Genomic DNA, 19714 nt, shown 5'->3' with positions numbered 1-19714 from the left:
ATTGACACCATGAACGCACCTACAGAACTTGCCAAAGTCATTGCTTCTCAGCCCGATGCCACCCTGGGCTACAAGGATTTTCAACTGGGCTCGTTTGGCTTTCGCCGCGACGAATATTTTGCCCACATCGCCTGGAAAACCAGAGACGGTCGCCCCCTGTCGCACACCATGGATATTGGTAGCTTTCTGCGCGCGCTGATGCGCGATGTCGGTTGGGGCTTCTTTTATGGTGGCGTGAACTTTGACGATGTCTTCGGTACCGTCAACCATTACAGTTCGGTAGATATGCAGGCTGGTGCCTTCAACGGCACCATGAAGGCGGCCGGGGTTGACCTGTTGGAAAACTTTCCAACCGAACAGATTCGCGCCACTTTCGAGCAAATTCTGAATGATTGGACCAACGCCTGTTTTGACCCCTTTGCTGCACCACAAGAAACGGGCACGCCCTACGGACGTAAGAATGGCAACAACACCCCAGCCATTACCCGTGCTCGTGAATTGGCTTCTCGTTGCGTAGGTCTTAAGGGTGACCTGAATTTACGAAGCGATGAGCGAGGTGCACCAGTGAACCGCGGTTTTGCCGATGTACCTCAGGACCAGCCAGAATTGCATCCAGAGCCTGGTTTTGAAAACGAAGTGCATGCCTTCAACCTGTTTGGTTTCCTGAGCCGCTCACAGGTCACCTGGAACCCCTCGTTCACCAGTGTGGTCAAGCACAGCTACATGTGCCCCACGACCGAAGAGCATATTCTGCCCATCATGCACTCGAACGATCGCGTCGAGTGGTTCTTCCAGATGAGCGACGAGATCGCCTGGGATTGTGCCGACAAGAACACCGGAAAGCCTCTGGCGCGCGTGATCATGAAGGCCGGTGACATGGCCGCCATGCCCGCGTACTGCCGCCATCAGGGCTACAGCCCGAAGCGTTCCATGCTACTGGTGTGGGAAAACGGTTCGCCCAAGCTGGTCTATGAAATCCAGAACGGCGAAGCACCGGAAGTCCCGGTCTCGTTCTGATACGCCCTAACCACCCATAACCAACTCCCCGCTGTGGCGGGGCTGGAGTTTTCATGAGTCTCAAAGACATTGCGGCCGCCGCAGGCTTGCGCACGCCCGTTCGCCACCAGTTGTTCATCAATGGGCAGTTTGTTGATGCCGAATCTGGCGAGACGCTGGCTACCCTCAATCCGCACGACAACTCGGTCATTACTCAAGTTGCCATGGCGGGCCGCGCCGATGTGGACAAGGCTGTAGCTGCAGCGCACAAAGCCTTTCCGTCCTGGAGCCGCATGGCGGCAATGGATCGTGGCCGGATTTTGCTTAAGCTGGCGGATTTGATTGAAGACAACGCAGAAGAGCTGGCGCGTCTGGAGTCGCTCGATACAGGCCACCCTCTTCGCGACTCACGGATGCTGGACGTGCCGCGTACAGCCGTGACCTACCGCTATTTCGGCGGTATGGCCGACAAGTTCCATGGCGAGCAGATTCCGGTTGAAGCCGGTTTTCTGAACTACACGCTGCGTGAGCCGGTCGGTGTGGTCGGGCAGGTGGTGCCCTGGAATTTCCCGCTGATGTTCACAAGCTGGAAGATGGCTCCGGCCCTGGCCGCAGGAAACTGCGTGGTACTCAAGCCCGCTGAAATCACCCCCCTGTCATCGCTCAAAATTGCCGAGCTGATGGCCGAAGCCGGGATACCCGATGGCGTGGTCAACATCATTCCGGGCCTGGGAGCGGTGGCGGGCCAATACATTGCCGAGCATCCGGAGATTGCCAAGGTGGCCTTCACCGGCAGTACGGCAACGGGTCGCCGCATCGTGGAGGCGAGCGCGGGCAACCTGAAGAAGGTACAGCTGGAACTGGGTGGAAAAGGCGCCAACATCGTTTTCGAGGATGCGAACCTGATAGCTGCCGTCAACGGCGCTGCCTGGGCCATCTTTCACAACCAGGGCCAGGCCTGCATTGCCGGATCGCGCCTGGTGCTGCACGAAAAAATTGCTGATGCGTTCCTGGAGAAGTTCATTCCTCTGGCGCGCAGCATTCGTCTGGGCAATCCACTGGACCCCAACACCGAAATGGGTCCGCTGACCAGCCTGCAGCACCGTGACCGCGTGCTCAGTTATGTCGACGTGGCACGAAGTCAAGGCGGGGAAATCCTGTCGGGTGGCAATGCACCCGGTGGCGATCTTGCAAGGGGTTGCTATGTCGAGCCGACCATCGTGCGCGCTGCTTCCTGGAAGGACCGCGTGGCGCAAGAAGAGGTCTTCGGTCCCTTTGTCACCGTCATCACTTTCAAGGACGACGCAGAAGCCCTGCAGATCGCCAACAGCACCGAGTACGGCCTCGGGGGAGGCCTGTGGACCAATAACTTGCAGCGTGCGCACAAATTTGCCCGCGATATGAGGAACGGCATGGTCTGGATCAACTGCTACAAGCGGGTGAACCCTGGCTCTCCGTTCGGTGGCGTGGGTGCTTCAGGCTACGGCCGTGAAATGGGCTTTGATGCGATGCGCGAATACACCCAGGTCAAAAGTATCTGGGTCAATGTGGACGCACAACTCGCGCCCCATTACCTGCGGTAATTGGAAATTACACCATGCGCCCAATTCAATGGATCGCCACGCTTGTGATGGGCTGCGGTGTGCTTGGCACGCTGCATGCACAACCAGCATCTTTGCCAAATCTTGCATGGCCAACCAAACCGGTGCGCGTCGTGGTGCCGTTTCCTCCTGGTGGCATTGTCGATACCGTGACCCGCCAGCTACAGACTCGTCTGCAAGCAGCCTTGGGTCAACCCTTGGTGATTGACAACCGCAGCGGGGCAGGTGGCTCGGTCGGTGCCCTCGAAGTGGCGCGAGCTACACCCGATGGGCATACGCTACTCATGGTATTTGACAGCTATGCCACCTACCCGCTGGTCTATCCCAAGCTGGGCTTTGACGTGAATCGGGATTTGGTACCTGTAACCCAGATTGTCAGCAATCCGCTAATTCTGGTCGTCAACTCCAAAGTACCTGCGCAGGATTTGCGCTCCTTCGTTAGCCTGCTAAAAGCCAAACCAGGCAGCTTCAACTATGCCAGCGTGGGTTCGGGTTCCAGTAATCACCTGACAGCAGAGCTTTTCAAAAGTGTCACCGGCACCTTCATCACCCATATTCCGTACCGGGGTGGCGGACCGGCACAGCAGGATCTCATCGGCGGGCAGGTTGAAATGATGTTCTTGTCGGCAGTGCTGGCCCAGCCTTATGTCAAGGCTGGAAAGCTTAAAGCCTTGGCCCAGACAGGTGCTCAGCGCGTGCCAGCGTATGCGAACGTGCCAACGGTGGCGGAATCCGGAGTCAAGGGTTTGGAGGTCAATTCATGGGTTGGCATGCTGGCGCCTGCCGGCACACCACGCCCGATCGTGGATCGTTTGCAGATTGAAATCCGAAAGATTATGAACGAACCTGAATTTGTGGCTCGTCTCAAAGAACAAGGGCTCACCGCCATCGGAAGCACTCCTGAGCAGTTCGGTGTGGCACTAAAAACTGAACAAGAAAAGTGGGCACGCCTGATTCGTGACCGCGGTTTAAGCCTGGAGTGAGCATGAAACCCTTTATATATACCGCGCAGCCCTCCAGAGTCATCTTTGGCAACGGCGCGCTGGCGCAACTGTCCGAAGAAATCAATGCCATGGGGGCCAAAAAAGCCTTGGTGTTGTCCACGCCAGAGCAGCGTGCCTCGGCCCAGAAGATCGCTGATCTGCTCGGTTCGCATGCCGTGGGCATATTCGACCGCGCTGTCATGCATGTGCCGATCGAAACCGCCCGTGAAGCGCGGGCCGTGGCCAGGCAACTGGGCGCCGATTGTGCCGTCGCCATCGGGGGTGGCTCCACCATTGGGCTTGGCAAGGCCATCGCCATGGAGTCGGGCCTGCCGATTCTGGCCATTCCCACCACCTATGCCGGATCCGAGATGACGCCGATTTTCGGCATCACCGAAGCAGGCATCAAGAAAACAGGCCGCGACCTGCGCGTTTTACCGCGTACGGTGATCTACGACCCGGAGTTGAGCCAAAGCCTGCCGGTCGGCTTGAGCGTGACCAGCGGCATCAACGCCATTGCCCATGCCGCCGAGGGGCTGTATGCCGTGGACGGCAATCCCATCATGAGCCTGATGGCCGAAGAGGGTATCGCGGCCATCAGCCGGGCCTTGCCTCAAATCCGCCAGCAATCGGACCAGATGGCTGCTCGCAGCGATGCCCTGTACGGCGCCTGGCTGTGCGGCACCGTGCTCGGTCATGTGGGAATGGCGCTGCATCACAAGCTCTGCCACACCCTGGGCGGCAGCTTCAATTTACCGCATGCCGAGACCCACACCATCGTCTTGTCGCATGCCCTGGCCTACAACGCCAAGGCTGCGCCACAGGCCATGGTACGTATTGCACGGGCTCTGCAGGTCGATTCTGCGCCTCAAGGCATTTATGAACTGGCCTTGCACAACGGCGCGCCGGTGGCGCTCAAGGACATCGGCATGCGCGAGCAAGACCTGGACAAGGCCTGCGACATCGCCCTGCAAAACCAGTACCCCAACCCGCGCCCGCTGGAGCGGTCCGCCCTGCGGCAATTGCTGCAGAACGCTTTTGATGGCGCGCCGCCGCAAGCTTGACCTTCACTGCCTTTCACCACAACAACAGGAGACAACCATGAGCATTACCCGCAGAAACTTCACCCAAGGCCTGGCCATCGCCGCAGCCGCCGGCGCCACGCCTCTGGCATGGGCCGCCGACACGGTCAAGATCGGTTATGTGTCGCCCCAGACAGGCCCGCTGGCACCCTTTGGCGAGGCCGACAAATGGGTGATCGAGCAGATGAAGACTGCCTTCAAGGATGGCATTGTCATTGGTGGCAAAAAACACGTCGTGCAAATCGTGCTCAAGGACAGCCAGTCCAATCCCAACCGTGCGGGCGATGTCGCCAACGACCTGATCCTGAAGGACAAAGTCGCCCTGATACTCACCGCCGGCACTCCCGAAACGGCCAACCCCGTCAGCGATGCCTGTGAACTCAACGAGGTGCCCTGTATTTCCAGCGTGGTGCCGTGGCAGCCCTGGTTCTTTGGCCGCAAGGGACATCCCGCAACGGGCTTTAACTGGACTTATCACATGTTCTGGGGGCTGGAGGACGTGATCACCAGCTTCACCAACGGCTGGATGGCGGTGGCCACCAATAAAAAAGTGGGCGCCTTGTTTCCCAACGACGGCGACGGCAACGCCTGGGGCGACAAGGAGCTCGGCTTTCCCAAGCCTTTGTCCGGCATGGGCTTCAGCCTGACCGATACCGGGCGCTTTCAGAACGGCACGCAGGATTTCAGTGCGCAGATTGCTGCATTCAAGAAAGACGGCGTTGAAATCGTCACCGGCGTGGTGATCCCGCCTGATGCCAAGACCTTCCTGACGCAGGCCAGGCAGCAAGGTTTCAAGCCCAAGGTCATCACCCTGGGCAAGGCGCTTCTCTTCCCGGGCGCCATCGAGGCGCTGGGTGATCTGGGCGATGGACTGAGCACGGAAGTCTGGTGGAGCCCATCGCACCCCTTCACGTCCAGCATCACCCGGCAAAGCGCCAAGGACCTGTCCGAAGCCTATGAAACCACCACCAAGAAACAATGGACGCAGCCTATCGGCTTTACCCATGCACTGTTCGAGGTGGCTTGCGATGCGCTCAAGCGCAGCAAGTCGCTCAAGCCGGGCGATGTGCGTGACGCCGTGGCCTCAGCCAAGCTCGGCACCGTGGTGGGTGATGTGGCGTGGGGCGGCAAGGGACCGTTCAAGAACGTCAGCAAGACGCCGCTGGTGCTGGGCCAGTGGGGCAAGGGCAAAAAGTACAAGTACGAGCTGACCATCGTCAACAACGTGTCTGCGCCCAGGATTCCCTTGGGCGGCACGCTCAGGCTGCTTTGAGCGTCAAAGGAAAAGCTGTCATGCCACTGCTCGCGCTGCACTCGGTCAGCAAATCCTACGGGGCGCTCAAGGTCACCGACAGCATCTCGCTGTCGGTGCAAAAGGGCGAAACGCTGGGTATTCTGGGCCCCAACGGGGCGGGAAAAACGACGCTGTTCAACCTGATTTCGGGTGACGCGAGCGTCAACGCCGGCCGCGTGGAATATAACGGCGAAGACGTGACGGCACTCCCGCCCCACCTGCGCTGCCGGCGTGGCATGGGCCGCAGCTACCAGGTGCCGCAGCCCTTTGGCAACATGAGCGTGTTCGAAAACCTGGTCACGGCCGCCTGCTTTGGCGGCGGCCAGACCGAGCGCGCTGCCTGGGACACGGCTGTGCAGGTGCTGGATCAAACCGGCCTGATGCCGCAAGCCAACAAGCCCGCAGGTTCCCTCACGCTGCTCAACCGCAAGCGGCTCGAACTCGCACGCGCCCTGGCCACCGGCCCGCAACTGCTGCTGCTGGACGAAATCGCCGGCGGACTGACCGAGCATGAAGCCCACGAACTGGTGGAGGAACTGCAGCGCATCAAGGCCAGCGGCGTCACGATGATCTGGATCGAGCATGTGGTGCATGCGCTGCTGTCGGTGGCCGACCGCCTGTTTGTCATCAACTTCGGGCAAAAGCTGGCCGAAGGCAAACCCCACGATGTGATGAACGATCCCGAAGTGCAGCGGGTGTACATGGGAATGGAAGTCTGACATGGCCGCACTGCTTCAAACTCATCACCTAAAAGCCTATTACGGCGATGCCCAGGCCCTGTTTGGCATTGATTTCGAACTCAACGCCGGGGAGCTGGTCGCCATCATCGGCGCCAATGGCGCCGGCAAGTCCACCTTCCTGAAGTGCCTGACCGGGCTGGTCAAGGCAAAGGCCGAGGCCATCACCTGGAAAGGCCAGCCCATCGGTGGCATGCCGCCCGGGAAAATCGTTCGCCAGGGTCTGGCCATGGTGCCCGAGGGCCGGCGCTTGTTTGCCTCCCTGTCGGTGGAAGAAAACCTGTTGATGGGTGCCAACGCGCAGCGCCAGGGGCCCTGGAGCCTCGATCGCCTGTACCGGCTGTTTCCCATCCTGAACGAGAAACGCCACTTGCCGGGCACCTCGCTTTCCGGTGGCCAGCAGCAGATGGTGGCCATTGGCCGCGCGCTCATGAGCAATCCTGAGGTGCTGCTGTGCGACGAGTTGTCGCTCGGCCTGGCGCCCATCGTGATCCGGGAGATCTACAACGCGATGCCATCGATCACCGCCGAAGGCATGGCCGTGGTGATCGTCGAGCAGGATGTCTCGGTGGCACGGCAAGTGTCGCAGCGCCTGTATTGCTTTCAGGAGGGCCAGGTATCGCTGCAAGGCCTTTCAACCGATCTGAGCAAAGAGCAGATCAGCCACGCCTATTTCGGAGTTTGAATCATGGAAACCTTGTTGCAAGGCCTCCTGCTGGGAGGTCTGTATGGCTTGTTCGCGCTCGGGCTGTCGCTCATGTTTGGTGTCATGCGGCTGACGAACACCGCGCATGGCGATTTCATCATCCTGGGCTCGTTTTCCACGCTCGCGCTGGTGGGCGCGGGCTTGTCGCCAGTCATGGCCATGCTGGTGACACTGCCGCTGGCCTGGATCGTAGGCTACGCGCTGCAGCGCTATGTGCTCAATGGCACCTTGGGAAAAGACCCGCTGCCGTCACTGGTCGTCACCTTTGGTTTGTCCATCGTCACGCAGAACCTCTTGCTCGAACTGTTCTCGGCCGACCCGCGCTCGATTGAGACGAACGGGCTCAATGCCCTGGGCTGGTCGATAACGCCAGACTTGTCCGTCGGTGTCTTGCCCATGATCATCCTGGCGCTGGCCATTGCCACCACGGCAGGACTGCAATGGCTCTTCAACCACACCGCCTTGGGACGGTCGTTTCGCGCTGTCTCGGATGACCGCGAAATTGCCGAGCTCATGGGACTCAATGCGCGCAAGGTCTATGCCATGGCCACGGCGCTTGCCTTTGTACTGGTGGCATTGGCTGGTGCGCTTCAAGGCATGCGCACCACAGTGGCGCCATCGGACGGCCCTTTGCTGCTGCTGTTCGCTTTCGAGGCCGTGATCATCGGCGGCATGGGCAGCTTCTGGGGAACGCTGGCCGGTGCGCTGCTGCTGGGCGTGACACAGCAGGTGGGCTTTCGCTTCGACCCTGGCTGGGGCATCTGGGGCGGGCATTTGATGTTCCTAGCTGTGCTGGTGCTGCGTCCGCAGGGCCTGTTTCCCAAAACCCGTGGTTGAGAAAGTGAATTCCATGAACCCGTCGTACAAGGTTGTTCGCAGCATTCAAGGTGGCCAGGCGCTCCTGGCCGTGGGTCTGGCATTGGTGGGGCTGGCCGTCAGCTTGCCCTGGTGGGGCGAATCGAGCTGGATGCGTGAATTCGTCGAAATCGCCTGCTATTTCATCTTTGCCATGATGTGGAACCTCATGGCTGGCTATGGCGGCATGGTGTCGATTGGCCAACAGGCATTTTTTGGCCTGGGTGGCTATGCGATGCTGGTGCTGGGCAATTTTCTGGGCATCAACCCTTTCGTCGCGGTCCTGTTGGGCGCTTTGGCAGCGGGCCTCATTGCGATCCCGGTGTCTCGCATCGCGTTTCGCTTGCAAGGTGGGTATTTTGCGATTGGCACCTGGGTCATCGCCGAGGTGTTCCGCCTCACGATTGCCAACATTCCGGCCGTGGGCGGCGGCTCTGGCACCAGCTTGACTGCGCTGCGCGGGATCGAGAAAGCTACGCGCGAATCCGTCACCTACTGGATGGCTTTGGCCTGCGTGGTGGCGTCAATTGGTCTGGTTTACTTTTTCCTGCGAAGCAAGCAGGGACTAGCCCTGCTGGCGATTCGCGACAACGAAGTGGCGGCCCGTTCCCAGGGTGTTGCCGTGGGGCGCATGAAGCTGGCGGTCTATGCCGTGGCTGCCTTTGGCGCGGGCCTGGCCGGCGGGCTTTACTTCGTCGGGAACTTGCGCATCAGTCCCGACGCCGCCTTTAGCGTTAACTGGACAGCCTTCGCCATCTTCATGGTGGTGATTGGCGGCATTGGACGCATCGAAGGACCGCTGGTCGGGGCGCTGGTGTTCTGGGCGCTCAACAAGTTCTTCAGCGACTACGGCACCTGGTACCTGATTGGTCTGGGCTTGCTGGCGATTGTGATGACCATCTACTTCAAGCAGGGCCTGTGGGGCTATGCCCAGCAGCGCTGGGGCTGGACGCTGTTCCCGACAGCGCGCCGTCTGGTGCTGAACACCACGCTGGCCACGGGTCTGACGCCTGTGCAGCCCGCAGGGCCTTCCATTGACGGCATGCCCAGTGCCACTGTGAATTCAGGCGATCCGTTCCAGGACGGCCCCAACCCATCATCGCGCTATGCGCAGTGAACTGGCTCGGCGCGCCGAGCAGGATTTTTTCTATTTTCAACAACCATAAGAAGGGGACATGAATGTTCAACAAAACAATGATGGCCGGCGCTGTGTTGCTGGCAGCGCTGGGTGCTGCACAGGCCACCGAGGGCGGCGGGTCCATTTACCCGCACGGCGTCGAAAACTACATGGCTGGCGCCTTGCCGCCTCCGGGCGTGTACGGCATGGTGTTTGGCAACATCTACAACGCCAACCGCGTCAATGACAGCAGCGGCAACAACCTGAACGTGCCAGGCTTCAAAGTTCGCGCCAATGTGGTCGCACCGCGCCTGGTGTGGGTGACGGGCGCCAAGGTTCTGGGCGGCGATTTGCTGACCAATTTGATCGTGCCGCTGGTGGATCTGAAGGTCAGCGCGGCGGGCAACAGCCAGAGCAAGACGGGCGTGGGCGACATGACGGTCGGTCTGGGACTGGGTTACCACCACAGCGCCAACCTGCATAGCGTCGTCGCGCTGGATGCTTATCTGCCAACCGGCCGCTACACCAATGGGGATCTGGCCAACATTGGCCGGAATTACGCGGCCATCGAGCCGGTTTATGCGTTGAGTTATGTAGACCCGCAGGGATTCAATGGCGACATCAAATTGGGCTACATCTTCAATCAGCGAAACAAGGATACCGACTACCGCTCCGGGAATGAGTTCCACTTTGACTACGACGCCGGCTGGGGCTTAGGCAACGGCTGGACCGCTGGCGTGGGGGGTTATTACAAGCAGCAGACGGGACTGGACAAGCAAGCCGGTGTCGAGCTGGCCAACAGCAAGACCAGCGGCATGGCGATCGGCCCCTCCGTGAAGTACGACAGCGGCAAGGGCTGGTTTGTCACTGCCAAATGGCAGGCCGAGCGCAACGTCAAGAACGGCGCGCAAGGCAATGCGCTGTGGATTAAGGCCGTATTCCCGCTTTGAAATCTGCAGCTCATCACGGGTGATTTTTGATCTGGCTTCCTGAAGTGATCAGCTGCTCGGCTGTTTCCGGTGGAAGGCAGCGCTGAACATGAAAATTTCATGAAAGCCGGATTAATCCGCCTGTGATGGACTCCCGAACATTTGGATCGATTCCCATGAGCAATACCCAGACCACGATTGCGCACATTGTGACTTGGCGCCTTAATGGAGAAACGCCCGTGCTGCGTGCCGCGCAAGCACAAGAAGTCGTGCATGCCTTTGAAGCGGCGCGTCACGAAGTGCCCGGCCTTTTGCGCATGGAAGTTGGTGCGAACTTTATCGAGGCACCCGATGCCTGGGACGTTGCGCTTTACATGGTGTTTGCCTCCAGGGCAGATCTGGACGCCTACCAGGCCCATCCCGCCCATCTGAAGATAAAGTCTTTGGTGGGTCCCATGCGCGCTGCGCGCGGGCAAGCTGATTTCAGCATCGCAGCCTGAGCCAGCCATTTCAAGAAAGCACAGTATGTCCCCGCAAAACCTCGACAGCCTGACCCAGGCAGTGCAAGAGCGCTTCGCAGATACGCCAGAGCCGCGCCTCAAGGAGATCATGGTTGCGCTCGTGAAGCATCTGCATGCCTTTGCGCGTGACGTGCGGTTGACCGAAGCCGAATGGTTTCAAGGCATCGAGTACCTGACGGCTGCGGGACAAAAATGCACTGCGACCAGGCAGGAGTTCATCTTGCTCAGCGATGTGTTGGGCCTGTCGATGCTGACCGTCGCGATGAACAACGACAAGCCGCCAGGATGTACTGAGGCCACGGTATTCGGACCCTTTTATGTGCCTGACGCGCCACATTACGAGAATGGCGATGATGTCGCCAACGGCGCAAGCGGCCAGCCTTGCCTGGTGCGCGGCACAGTGCGGGGCCTGGGCGGCGAGGCGATTGCCCGGGCCACCATCGAAGTCTGGCAGGCCGACGATGAAGGTCATTACGACGTGCAAAAGGAAGATTTGCCCCATGCGCAGGCTCGGGGCGTTTTGTACTCCCGTGCCGATGGCAGTTTTGACTTCAAGACCATCGTCTCCGAGGCCTATCCGATTCCTACCGACGGCCCCGTGGGCGCCCTGTTGCAGGCGACACGCCGCTCTCCATGGCGGCCTGCGCATCTGCACTTCATGCTCAAGGCAGAAGGCTATGAAACGCTCATCACCCATGTGTTTCGCAAAGAGTGTGTCTATATGCAAGCCGATCCTGTGTTCGGCGTGCGCGAATCCCTGATCGCCGACTGGAAACTTCTGCCCGATGGCGCGACCTTGCTGGAGTTTGACTTTGTGCTGAACCCGACGCGTTGAAGGCAAGGGGTGTCGCATCTCGGTTTCTGGCGTATAGAACCAGTTAGTCACTTGTTAGAAGTTTGAGGCTTGCCTATCCGGTTTATTGCCAATTTCGGTGCAGACGGTTCATCCATTTACGGGTTCTGTAAAGCGCCAAAAATGGTGCTCAAGCCTGTAATTCCCCCCTGTGGCCATCAAGGCGCTTGTCGGCCCTATGCGAAGTGCCCGGGGTCAGATCGACTTTGAAACGGCTGCTTGAGCAGCCAAAGAATTTTTCTGAACCTGAACCTCAAGAAATCCCTATGAGCCAACAAACCAAACCACTGCGTAACGTGCTGTTCATCATGGCCGACCAACTGCGGTGGGACTACCTCGCGTGTGCCGGGCACCCGCACATTCGCACGCCCCACATTGACGCACTGGCCGCCCGGGGCGTGCGCTTTACCAATGCTTTTGTCCAGGGGCCGGTCTGCGGCGCGTCCCGCATGTCAACCTACACCGGTCGCTATGTGACCAGCCATGGGTCGGCGTGGAATTTTGTGCCCTTGTCCGTGGCGCAAAAGACGCTAGGCGACCACCTGCAGCCGCACGGCGTGCGCTGCGCTGTGGTGGGCAAGACCCATGTGGAAGCCGACACGGAGGGCGCGGTCCGACTGGGCATCAACCCCGACACCGACCCAGGTCGGCTGGTCATGCATGGCGGCTTCGAGCCGTATGAGCGGGACGACGGCATCTGGCCGCCCGGCTTCAAGGTAGAGGACAACCGCTATTGTGACTACCTGCGCAGCCAGGGCTACAGCGGGGACAACCCCTGGCATGACTTCGCGAATTCCTCTATGGGCGAGGACGGCAAGCTGCACTCCGGCTGGCAAATGCGATGGGCCGCAGAGTCTGCGCGCGTAGCACAAGAGCACAGCGAGACACCCTACATGACGCGCCGGGCCATGGACTTCATCACCGAGCAGGGCGAGCAGCCCTGGGTGCTGCACCTGTCCTATATCAAGCCCCATTGGCCCTACGTGGCGCCGGCCCCTTACCATGCGATGTACGGCCCCGAGGACGTCCAGCCGGCGCAGAAGACGCAAGGAGAAAAGGCTGACCCTCATCCGGTCTACCGGGGCTTCATGAACAACACCCCGAGCACCACGTTCAGCCGAGATGAAGTTCGCGAAACAGTCATCCCCACCTACATGGGCTTGATCACGCAGATCGACGACCAGATCTGCCAGCTCATGGAATTCCTTCGTGAGACAGGGCGCGACCAAGACACGCTCATCGTGTTCACCAGCGACCACGGAGACTATCTTGGCGACCACTGGATGGGCGAGAAGGAGTTGTTTCACGATGTGATCGTGAAGGTGCCCATGATCATCGTGGATCCGCGTCCGCAAGCCGATGGCACGCGGGGCCAAGCCTGCGACGCCATCGTGGAGTCCATTGACCTTGCGCCCACTTTCCTCTCGTCATTGGGCCATATGCCGCCGCGCGAGTGGCTTGAAGGTGAATCGCTCGAATCCCTCCTGCACGACCGCCAGGGCGAGTGGCAAAAAGACATGGCTGTCTGCGAGAACACCTTCGCATTCCGCGACAGCGTGCGTTTGCCGATAGGCGCGCCGGTGGACCGCTGCAACATGACCATGGTTCGCACGAATGAATGGAAGTATGTGCACATCGACGGCCTGCGGCCCATGCTGTTCGACCTCGTCAACGATCCCCAGGAGTTTCAGGACCTGGGCGCGTCGCCTGACCATGCAGGCGTGCGCGAGCAGATGCAGCGGCGCCTGCTGGACTGGCTGTTCTGCCGTCGCCGCACCATCGGCATCACGCCGGAGGGGATACAGACCTGGAACACCCGTGAGCTCAAGGCCGGCATCGACATCGGTGTCTGGTAATTCATTTTTTAAAAGTCAAACTACATAGGAGACAAACCGTGAAACTCAACCGCCTCTTGACAGCCCTGCTGGGCATGCTGGTCCTCAGCACCAGCGTCCTTGCGCAGACCTGGCCGGAAAAGCCAGTGCGCCTGCTCGTGTCATTTCCGCCCGGCGCCCCTGGCGACATCGTCGCGCGCATGATCCAGCCTGAGCTCCAGAAGGAGCTGGGCCAGCCGGTCGTGGTGGAGAACCGCCCCGGCGCAGGCGGCAATATTGGTGCCGCCGAAGTGGCGCGCGCCAGCGACCAGCACACCTTCCTGATCGGCCCTGACACCATGGTGACGATCAACCCGCACCTCTACAAGAAGATGGGCTTCAATCCTCTGGAAGATCTCAAGCCCGTCTCGCACCTGATCAGCTTCAACCAGATGCTCGTCTGCCACCCGGGCGCGCAGATCAAGACCCTGGCCGATCTGATGGCCAAGTCCAAGACTCAGCCCATGAACTATGCCTCTGGCGGTCCGGGCGTGCCCGGGCACATGGCCATGGAAATGCTGCTGGCCGCGACTGGCATGAAGATGGACCACATCCCCTACCGGGGTCCCGCACCTGCCATGCAGGACGTGATGGCCGGCCAAGTGCCCTGCGGCTTCCTGGCTGCGCCAGGGGTGGGCCCTCAGGTTCGCGGCGGCAAGCTGGTGGCACTGGGCGTGTCTGGCGCGCGCCGCTCACCCGGCTCGCCGGATGTTGCGACCCTGGCGCAACTCGGCGTGAAGGACTTTGACGCCTCCTTCTTCGAAATCCTGGCCGCGCCCAAATCCACGCCGCCAGCCGTGATTGATCGTTTGAGCAAAGCCGTCACGAAGGTTCTGCAGCAACCCGAGGTGCGCGCCAAGCTGCTGGCGGTCGACATGGAGCCGCTGGGCAACACCCCTGTTGAATCGATGCAGCGTTTGCGCATGGATCATCAGAAGTGGGGCAAAGTCGCGGCCGATATCGCGCTCCAACTGGATTGATTATTTTCTGCACTCAAACTAGGCCAATGGGATGGATGCACCTGCAGCCTCGAATTCGCCACCAGGATTCGTTGTAGATGGACACGTAGCATCATCGAATCAGCTTACGAATAAAAGGCCGTAGTTCGTGCAGCGCTTACCCAAAAATGGTGCTCAAGCCTGTAATTCTGACACGCCACCCAACGCGGAGTCGAGCATGTCGATGAACGCGCGCGTTTTGGCTGGCATGAGTTTGCGCCCCGGAAACACGGCTGACGCCGTCTGGCTGGGCAGACACCACCCCGCCAGCACGCGGCGCAGGACGCCCTGGCGCACGTCAGGCAAAGCAAAGTAGTCTGGGACGGCCGCAATGCCCGCCCCAGCGCGTGCCAGGCGGATCAGCAACTCCGGCGAGTTCGCGGTGACGCGTCCTGGTGGAGCGCCTTCCCACTGCGCATCGCCATGGCGCAGGACCCAGACTCCAGGCTCGCCATTACCTCCCAGGAGCCGCACCGCGTGGTGTTGAAGCAAGTCTTGAGGCGACTGCGGTTGGCCGAACTCTGCAAGGTAGCTGGCCGATGCGTACAGGCCGGTGGAGAGATCTGTCAACCGCCGCGCCGCAAGCAGGCTGTCATCGGGCAGGGGACCCATGCGAACTGCCAGATCAAAGCCTTCGCCGAGCAAATCGACCCGACGGGGCGACAAGTCAAGTTCCAGCGCAATGCCCGGGTGCATGGCCACAAACGCCGCAATCGAGTCCGCCAGCAGCAAGTTGGCAATGTCGCTGGGCATGGAAACACGCAGTCGCCCGCTGGGCGCCGCCTGGCGGCGCTCGCTCAAGGCGGCCACCGCATCGACTTCCAGGGCCACCTGGCGGGCGTGTTCCAGCAATTGAAGGCCGAATTCGGTCATCGTCTGGCGCCGCGTGGTGCGCAGCAACAGACGCTCGCCCAGGCGCTGCTCCAGCCCGGCTAGGCGCCGCGAGACGGTGGATTTGGGCAGTCCCATTTTTTCAGCCGCACGGCTGAAGCTCCCCAGCTCGGCCACACAGGCAAAGATGAGCAGATCGTTCGGGTCAATACCGGCGTTTGATTGTTCCATTGAAGGAACAATCATATCCATTTGAAGGACTTTTCAGGGTGATTTGTGAGGAATACAGTACATACATCGCAACCAATCAATCCGAGGCACCCCAATGAACATTTTGCAAATCAACGCCAGCGCCCGCCGTGAAGGCGCCAACTCCACCCGCGTGGCCAACACCATCGTGGCCCGCCTGCAAGCCGCCCATCCCGGCGGCCGGCTCACGCTGCGTGACTTGGCCGTCACGCCGCATCCCGTGCTCGACGAGGCTGCCCTGGGCGCGCTGTTCACCTCCGCCGACCAGCGCACGGCCGCGCAGTGCGCCCGCGTGGCGCTGGACGATGCGCTGATTGCCGAGATCCAGGCCCACGACACCATTGTGCTGGGCGTGCCGATGTACAACTTTGGCGTGCCCGTGCAGCTCAAGAGTTGGATCGACGCGATTGCGCGAGCCGGCGTGACCTTCCGCTACACCGAGACCGGCCCCGAAGGCCTGCTCAAGGGCAAGAAGGTGTACGTGGCGCTGGCCCGCGGCGGCCTCTACCGCGACACCGCCAATGACTCGCAAGTGCCTTATCTCAAGAGCGTGCTGGGCTTTCTGGGCCTGAGCGATGTGAACTTCATCTATGCAGAAGGCCTGGCCATGGGGGCGGAAGCTGCCGAAAAGGCTTTTGCGCAAGCCGATGCCGATCTCGATGCGGCGCTGGCCTGATCACCGTCCATTCATTGCATTTTTCAGGAAATTGATCATGACTAAGACGTCCCTTCTAAACAGCTTCAATCTGGCGTCCCGCCTGCTCTTTGTGGCCCTGTTCCTGCCCGCAGGCATCGGCAAGCTCACGGGCTTTGCCGGCACCGTCGGCTACATCTCTTCAGTAGGCTTGCCGCTTCCTGCTGTCGGGGCCGCACTGGCCCTGATCGTGGAAATCGTGGGCAGCCTGGCGCTGCTTGCCGGATTCGGCACGCGCTTTGCTGCGCTGGTGCTGGCGGTCTTCACCTTGGTGGCCAGTTTTTTCTTCCATGCCTTCTGGGCTGTTCCCGCTGATCAGGCGTTCGTCACGCAATTGCTGTTCTTCAAGAACATCGCCGTGGCAGGCGGTTTGCTGGCACTGGTGGCGAGTGGCGCAGGCAGCTGGAGCCTGGACGCCCGCCGCGCGTGATCCCGCACGGTTCTGACTGCCTCATCAGGCAATCCGTGCAATATCCAGGTCACGGTTCACCATTGCACGGACTGACCCACATCCCAACCCAGGAATGAACAACATGGACTCGACCAAAGCCACCGGCAACACCTGGACCCAGGAAATCGGCGGCGACGGCGCCTTTGTGCGCCATCCCACGAACTTCCATGGCCGTGTCTCCAAGGACCCCAAGGCGCTCCACGCCGCCGAATCCGGGCGCTACCACCTGATTGTCTCGCTGGCCTGCCCCTGGGCACACCGCACGCTGATCGTGCGGGCACTCAAGGGACTGGAGAAAGCCATCAGCGTCGATGTGGTGCATCCCTTCCTGACCGACAGCGGCTGGTCCTTTGACACGGCTTTCCCCGGTGCAACGGGTGACCGCGTCGGCGGACACAGCCATTTGCAGCATCTCTATCGGCAGGCATCGCCCGGCTACACCGGCATCATCACCGTGCCCGTCCTGTGGGACAAGAAGCTCGGCACCATCGTCAACAATGAGTCCGCAGAGATCATCCGGATGCTGAACGCCGAGTTTCAGGAGATGGCCGCCCAGCCTGCACTGGACCTGTATCCGCAAGCCTTGCGAGCCGCCATCGACGACACCAATGCCTGGGTTTATCCCAGCATCAACAACGGCGTGTACCGCAGCGGCTTTGCCCAAAGCCAGGCCGCTTACGACCGCGCCGTTGGTGAACTGTTCGCGGCGCTGGACCGGGTGGAAGGCATCCTGTCCAGGCAGGCCTACTTGTGCGGTGACGTTCTGACCGAGGCGGATGTGCGCCTGTTCACCACGCTGATCCGGTTTGATGCCGTGTACCACACGCATTTCAAGTGCAACCGCCGCTTGATTGCCCAGTACCCGGCCATGCTGCGCTACATGGCCGGCATCTACCAGTTGCCAGGGGTTGCCGCGACCGTCGATCTGGATCACATCCGCTTTCATTACTACCACTCGCACCGGCACATCAATCCCTCGGGCATCGTGCCCCAAGGACCAAGCATCGTGCAGCAGCTCGCTGCTGCGCACGCTTGAACCGGTTTCATACAGAAAGGCATTCCCATGAACGCAACGATAGCCAACCCCACCGTCAAGCAGTCCCGCACCGTGGAGCGCCTGGTCGCTGGCCAGGCCACTTCCGATGGCGCGGGCGTCAAGCTCACCCGGGTGCTGACGCAAAACCTTCAGCATCGGCTGGACCCTTTCCTGATGCTCGACGCCTTTGGCAGCGACCAGCCCGATGACTACATTGCCGGCTTTCCTGACCACCCGCACCGTGGCTTTGAGACGGTGACCTACATGATTGCCGGGCGCATGCTGCACCGCGACAGCGCCGGACATGAGGGCTTGCTTGAGAACGGGGGTGTTCAGTGGATGACCGCAGGCAAAGGCGTCATCCACTCTGAAATCCCGCAGCAGGAAGAAGGCGTGATGGAGGGTTTTCAGCTCTGGCTCAACCTGCACAGCAGCGAGAAGATGAATGATCCGTGGTACCGCGACTTCCAGGATGCGCAGCTCCCCAAGCTGGTGACCCCACAAGGCGTCGCGGTGACGGTGATTGCCGGCCAAAGCCATGGCGTGAAAGGGGCGGTGAGCCGGGACATCACCCAGCCGCTTTACCTTGATCTGCACTTGCCAGCAGGGGCGCAGTTTGAGCAGGCGATTCCTGCCACGCACAACGCCTTTATCTATGTGTACAGGGGTGAGGTCACTGTTTCAGGGAAAGCCGTTCCGGCGCAACGAATGGCCATCCTTGCCAATGAGACCGAAGCCGATGGCGTGTTGATCGAGGCCGGCGCCGACGCCAGGGTATTGCTGATTTCCGGCCAGCCGCTCAAGGAACCCATCGCGCAGTACGGCCCCTTCGTCATGAACTCCCAGCAGGAAATCTACCAGGCCTTGAGCGACTTTCGCGACGGCCGCCTGGGCGAATTTGCCTGATCGCGCAGCAAGGGGGAAGTCCAGCGGCTGATGTGTCTGATCAACCGTGAATATCCGCAAGCACTGCTGATCTGCGCGGAGTCATCGAGTTGATTACGGCTATCCTGAAGATCCTCTACCCACCTGAGCAGCACTGCCAAAGACGCAGGCTGCTCATTTTTTGAGCCAGACCGTGAATCATTTCGTTGACTTGTTTGCCCAGTATGGGCTGCTGGCCGTGTTTCTGGGCGTTTTCATTGAGCAGGTGGGCGCGCCCATACCGGCTTTCCCGTTCCTGCTGATGGCTGGCATGGATGGCGTTAACAACAGCATTTTTGCCGTGCTGGCCTTGGCGGTCGCAGCGGTGGCGTCCATGCTGGCGGATTTGATCTGGTTCTGGGCTGGCCGTCGTCACGGCCAGCGGGTTCTGTCGCTGCTGTGCAAAATTTCGATTTCCCCCGATTCCTGTGTTCGACAAAGTGAGTTGAGTTTCGCCCGCAGCGGCGTGGCTACCCTGGTGATTTCGAAGTTCGTGCCGGGACTCTCCACACTCGCCCCCCCCCCCATGGCTGGTGCGCTGGGCATGAGTACCCGGACCTTCGTGATTTTCAATCTGGCAGGATCGGCCTTGTGGGCGGGCAGCGGTATTGCCTTGGGCATCGTGTTTCACAGTCAGATCCAAAGTCTGCTGACGGTTCTGGGTGAACTGGGCAACGCTGCTCTTGCAGTGGTCGGAATCTTGTTCAGTCTCTACATCGCGTTGCGGGTTTATCGGCGTCTGAGTCTGTCACGCCTGAAGGCCAAGCTGCCACAAATACAGCCTGCTGAGCTGGCGCAACTGATGCGCGACGGTGCGCAAGTGGTCGTTTTGGATGTCCGTGCCGCAGGGGCGGGCCTTCCCTTGGGGGAGGGGATAGCGGGCGCTCGGCACGTTGAACTCGCCATGCTGGACGGTGACTGCCTCATGGATTGGCCTGCCGATGCGCAAGTCGTCACTTAGGAATCGAGTAGAAATAACTTGA

20 protein-coding genes are annotated in these 19714 nt (G+C 60.4%); 19 read left to right on the top strand and 1 reads right to left on the bottom strand.

The window, feature by feature from the left end:
- Positions 1-9: 9 nt before the first annotated feature.
- From ABLV49_RS22235 to ABLV49_RS22170, 14 genes are all read left to right on the top strand, one after another.
- Complete coding sequence (locus ABLV49_RS22235) at positions 10-1017, top strand: hydroxyquinol 1,2-dioxygenase (protein ID WP_349282022.1); 1008 nt, start codon at positions 10-12, stop codon at positions 1015-1017.
- A gap of 53 nt (positions 1018-1070) precedes the next feature.
- Positions 1071-2579 (top strand): aldehyde dehydrogenase family protein, encoded by a 1509-nt coding sequence (locus ABLV49_RS22230; protein ID WP_349282020.1) that lies wholly within the window; start codon positions 1071-1073, stop codon positions 2577-2579.
- Positions 2580-2593: 14 nt separating this feature from the next.
- Positions 2594-3580: a tripartite tricarboxylate transporter substrate binding protein gene (locus ABLV49_RS22225; protein ID WP_349282018.1), complete on the top strand. Its 987-nt coding sequence runs from the start codon at positions 2594-2596 to the stop codon at positions 3578-3580.
- A gap of 2 nt (positions 3581-3582) precedes the next feature.
- Positions 3583-4644: a maleylacetate reductase gene (locus ABLV49_RS22220; RefSeq protein WP_349282017.1), complete on the top strand. Its 1062-nt coding sequence runs from the start codon at positions 3583-3585 to the stop codon at positions 4642-4644.
- A 37-nt stretch (positions 4645-4681) separates the two neighbouring features.
- Positions 4682-5935, top strand: a complete 1254-nt coding sequence (locus tag ABLV49_RS22215; protein ID WP_349282015.1) for an ABC transporter substrate-binding protein — start codon at positions 4682-4684, stop codon at positions 5933-5935.
- A gap of 20 nt (positions 5936-5955) precedes the next feature.
- Entirely contained in the window at positions 5956-6675 is a 720-nt protein-coding gene (locus ABLV49_RS22210) for an ABC transporter ATP-binding protein (protein WP_349282013.1), read from the top strand.
- 1 nt (position 6676) lies between these two features.
- Positions 6677-7378, top strand: a complete 702-nt coding sequence (locus ABLV49_RS22205; protein ID WP_349282011.1) for an ABC transporter ATP-binding protein — start codon at positions 6677-6679, stop codon at positions 7376-7378.
- Positions 7379-7381: 3 nt separating this feature from the next.
- Positions 7382-8236, top strand: a complete 855-nt coding sequence (locus ABLV49_RS22200) for a branched-chain amino acid ABC transporter permease (protein WP_349282009.1) — start codon at positions 7382-7384, stop codon at positions 8234-8236.
- Between the two features lie 13 nt (positions 8237-8249).
- The gene (locus ABLV49_RS22195; RefSeq protein ID WP_349282007.1) at positions 8250-9371 is read left to right on the top strand and encodes a branched-chain amino acid ABC transporter permease; all 1122 of its coding nucleotides are present in this window, start codon (positions 8250-8252) and stop codon (positions 9369-9371) included.
- 62 nt (positions 9372-9433) lie between these two features.
- A complete protein-coding gene (locus ABLV49_RS22190; RefSeq protein WP_349282005.1) occupies positions 9434-10321 on the top strand; it encodes a SphA family protein in 888 nt (295 codons plus the stop codon).
- Between the two features lie 155 nt (positions 10322-10476).
- The gene (locus ABLV49_RS22185; protein WP_349282003.1) at positions 10477-10800 is read left to right on the top strand and encodes a Dabb family protein; all 324 of its coding nucleotides are present in this window, start codon (positions 10477-10479) and stop codon (positions 10798-10800) included.
- A 25-nt stretch (positions 10801-10825) separates the two neighbouring features.
- Positions 10826-11656: an intradiol ring-cleavage dioxygenase gene (locus ABLV49_RS22180; RefSeq protein ID WP_349282001.1), complete on the top strand. Its 831-nt coding sequence runs from the start codon at positions 10826-10828 to the stop codon at positions 11654-11656.
- A 284-nt stretch (positions 11657-11940) separates the two neighbouring features.
- Positions 11941-13530, top strand: a complete 1590-nt coding sequence (locus tag ABLV49_RS22175; protein WP_349281999.1) for a sulfatase-like hydrolase/transferase — start codon at positions 11941-11943, stop codon at positions 13528-13530.
- Positions 13531-13568: 38 nt separating this feature from the next.
- The gene (locus ABLV49_RS22170) at positions 13569-14528 is read left to right on the top strand and encodes a Bug family tripartite tricarboxylate transporter substrate binding protein (RefSeq protein ID WP_349281997.1); all 960 of its coding nucleotides are present in this window, start codon (positions 13569-13571) and stop codon (positions 14526-14528) included.
- A 153-nt stretch (positions 14529-14681) separates the two neighbouring features.
- Here the strand turns inward: ABLV49_RS22170 and ABLV49_RS22165 are convergent, their stop codons facing one another.
- Positions 14682-15608 carry a LysR family transcriptional regulator gene (locus ABLV49_RS22165; protein ID WP_349281995.1) on the bottom strand — a complete coding sequence of 309 codons (927 nt, stop codon included), beginning with the start codon at positions 15606-15608 and terminating at the stop codon, positions 14682-14684.
- A 94-nt stretch (positions 15609-15702) separates the two neighbouring features.
- Between ABLV49_RS22165 and ABLV49_RS22160 the strand changes: the two genes are divergently transcribed.
- The 5 genes from ABLV49_RS22160 (at position 15703) to ABLV49_RS22140 (ending at position 19692) form a co-directional block, all read left to right on the top strand.
- The gene (locus ABLV49_RS22160) at positions 15703-16302 is read left to right on the top strand and encodes an FMN-dependent NADH-azoreductase (protein ID WP_349281993.1); all 600 of its coding nucleotides are present in this window, start codon (positions 15703-15705) and stop codon (positions 16300-16302) included.
- A gap of 37 nt (positions 16303-16339) precedes the next feature.
- Positions 16340-16750 (top strand): DoxX family protein, encoded by a 411-nt coding sequence (locus ABLV49_RS22155; RefSeq protein ID WP_349281991.1) that lies wholly within the window; start codon positions 16340-16342, stop codon positions 16748-16750.
- A 103-nt stretch (positions 16751-16853) separates the two neighbouring features.
- Positions 16854-17807, top strand: coding sequence for a glutathione S-transferase family protein (locus ABLV49_RS22150; protein ID WP_349281989.1), 954 nt, complete (start codon positions 16854-16856; stop codon positions 17805-17807).
- A 27-nt stretch (positions 17808-17834) separates the two neighbouring features.
- Entirely contained in the window at positions 17835-18713 is an 879-nt protein-coding gene (locus tag ABLV49_RS22145) for a pirin family protein (RefSeq protein ID WP_349281987.1), read from the top strand.
- Between the two features lie 172 nt (positions 18714-18885).
- A complete protein-coding gene (locus tag ABLV49_RS22140) occupies positions 18886-19692 on the top strand; it encodes a VTT domain-containing protein (RefSeq protein ID WP_349281985.1) in 807 nt (268 codons plus the stop codon).
- The last annotated feature ends 22 nt before the right edge of the window (positions 19693-19714 follow it).

Origin of the sequence: Polaromonas hydrogenivorans (genome assembly GCF_040105105.1) — a bacterium.
Lineage (GTDB): Bacteria > Pseudomonadota > Gammaproteobacteria > Burkholderiales > Burkholderiaceae_C > Polaromonas > Polaromonas hydrogenivorans.
Note: the sequence above shows the minus strand (reverse complement) of the source record. Positions and strands in the feature narration are given on the sequence as shown.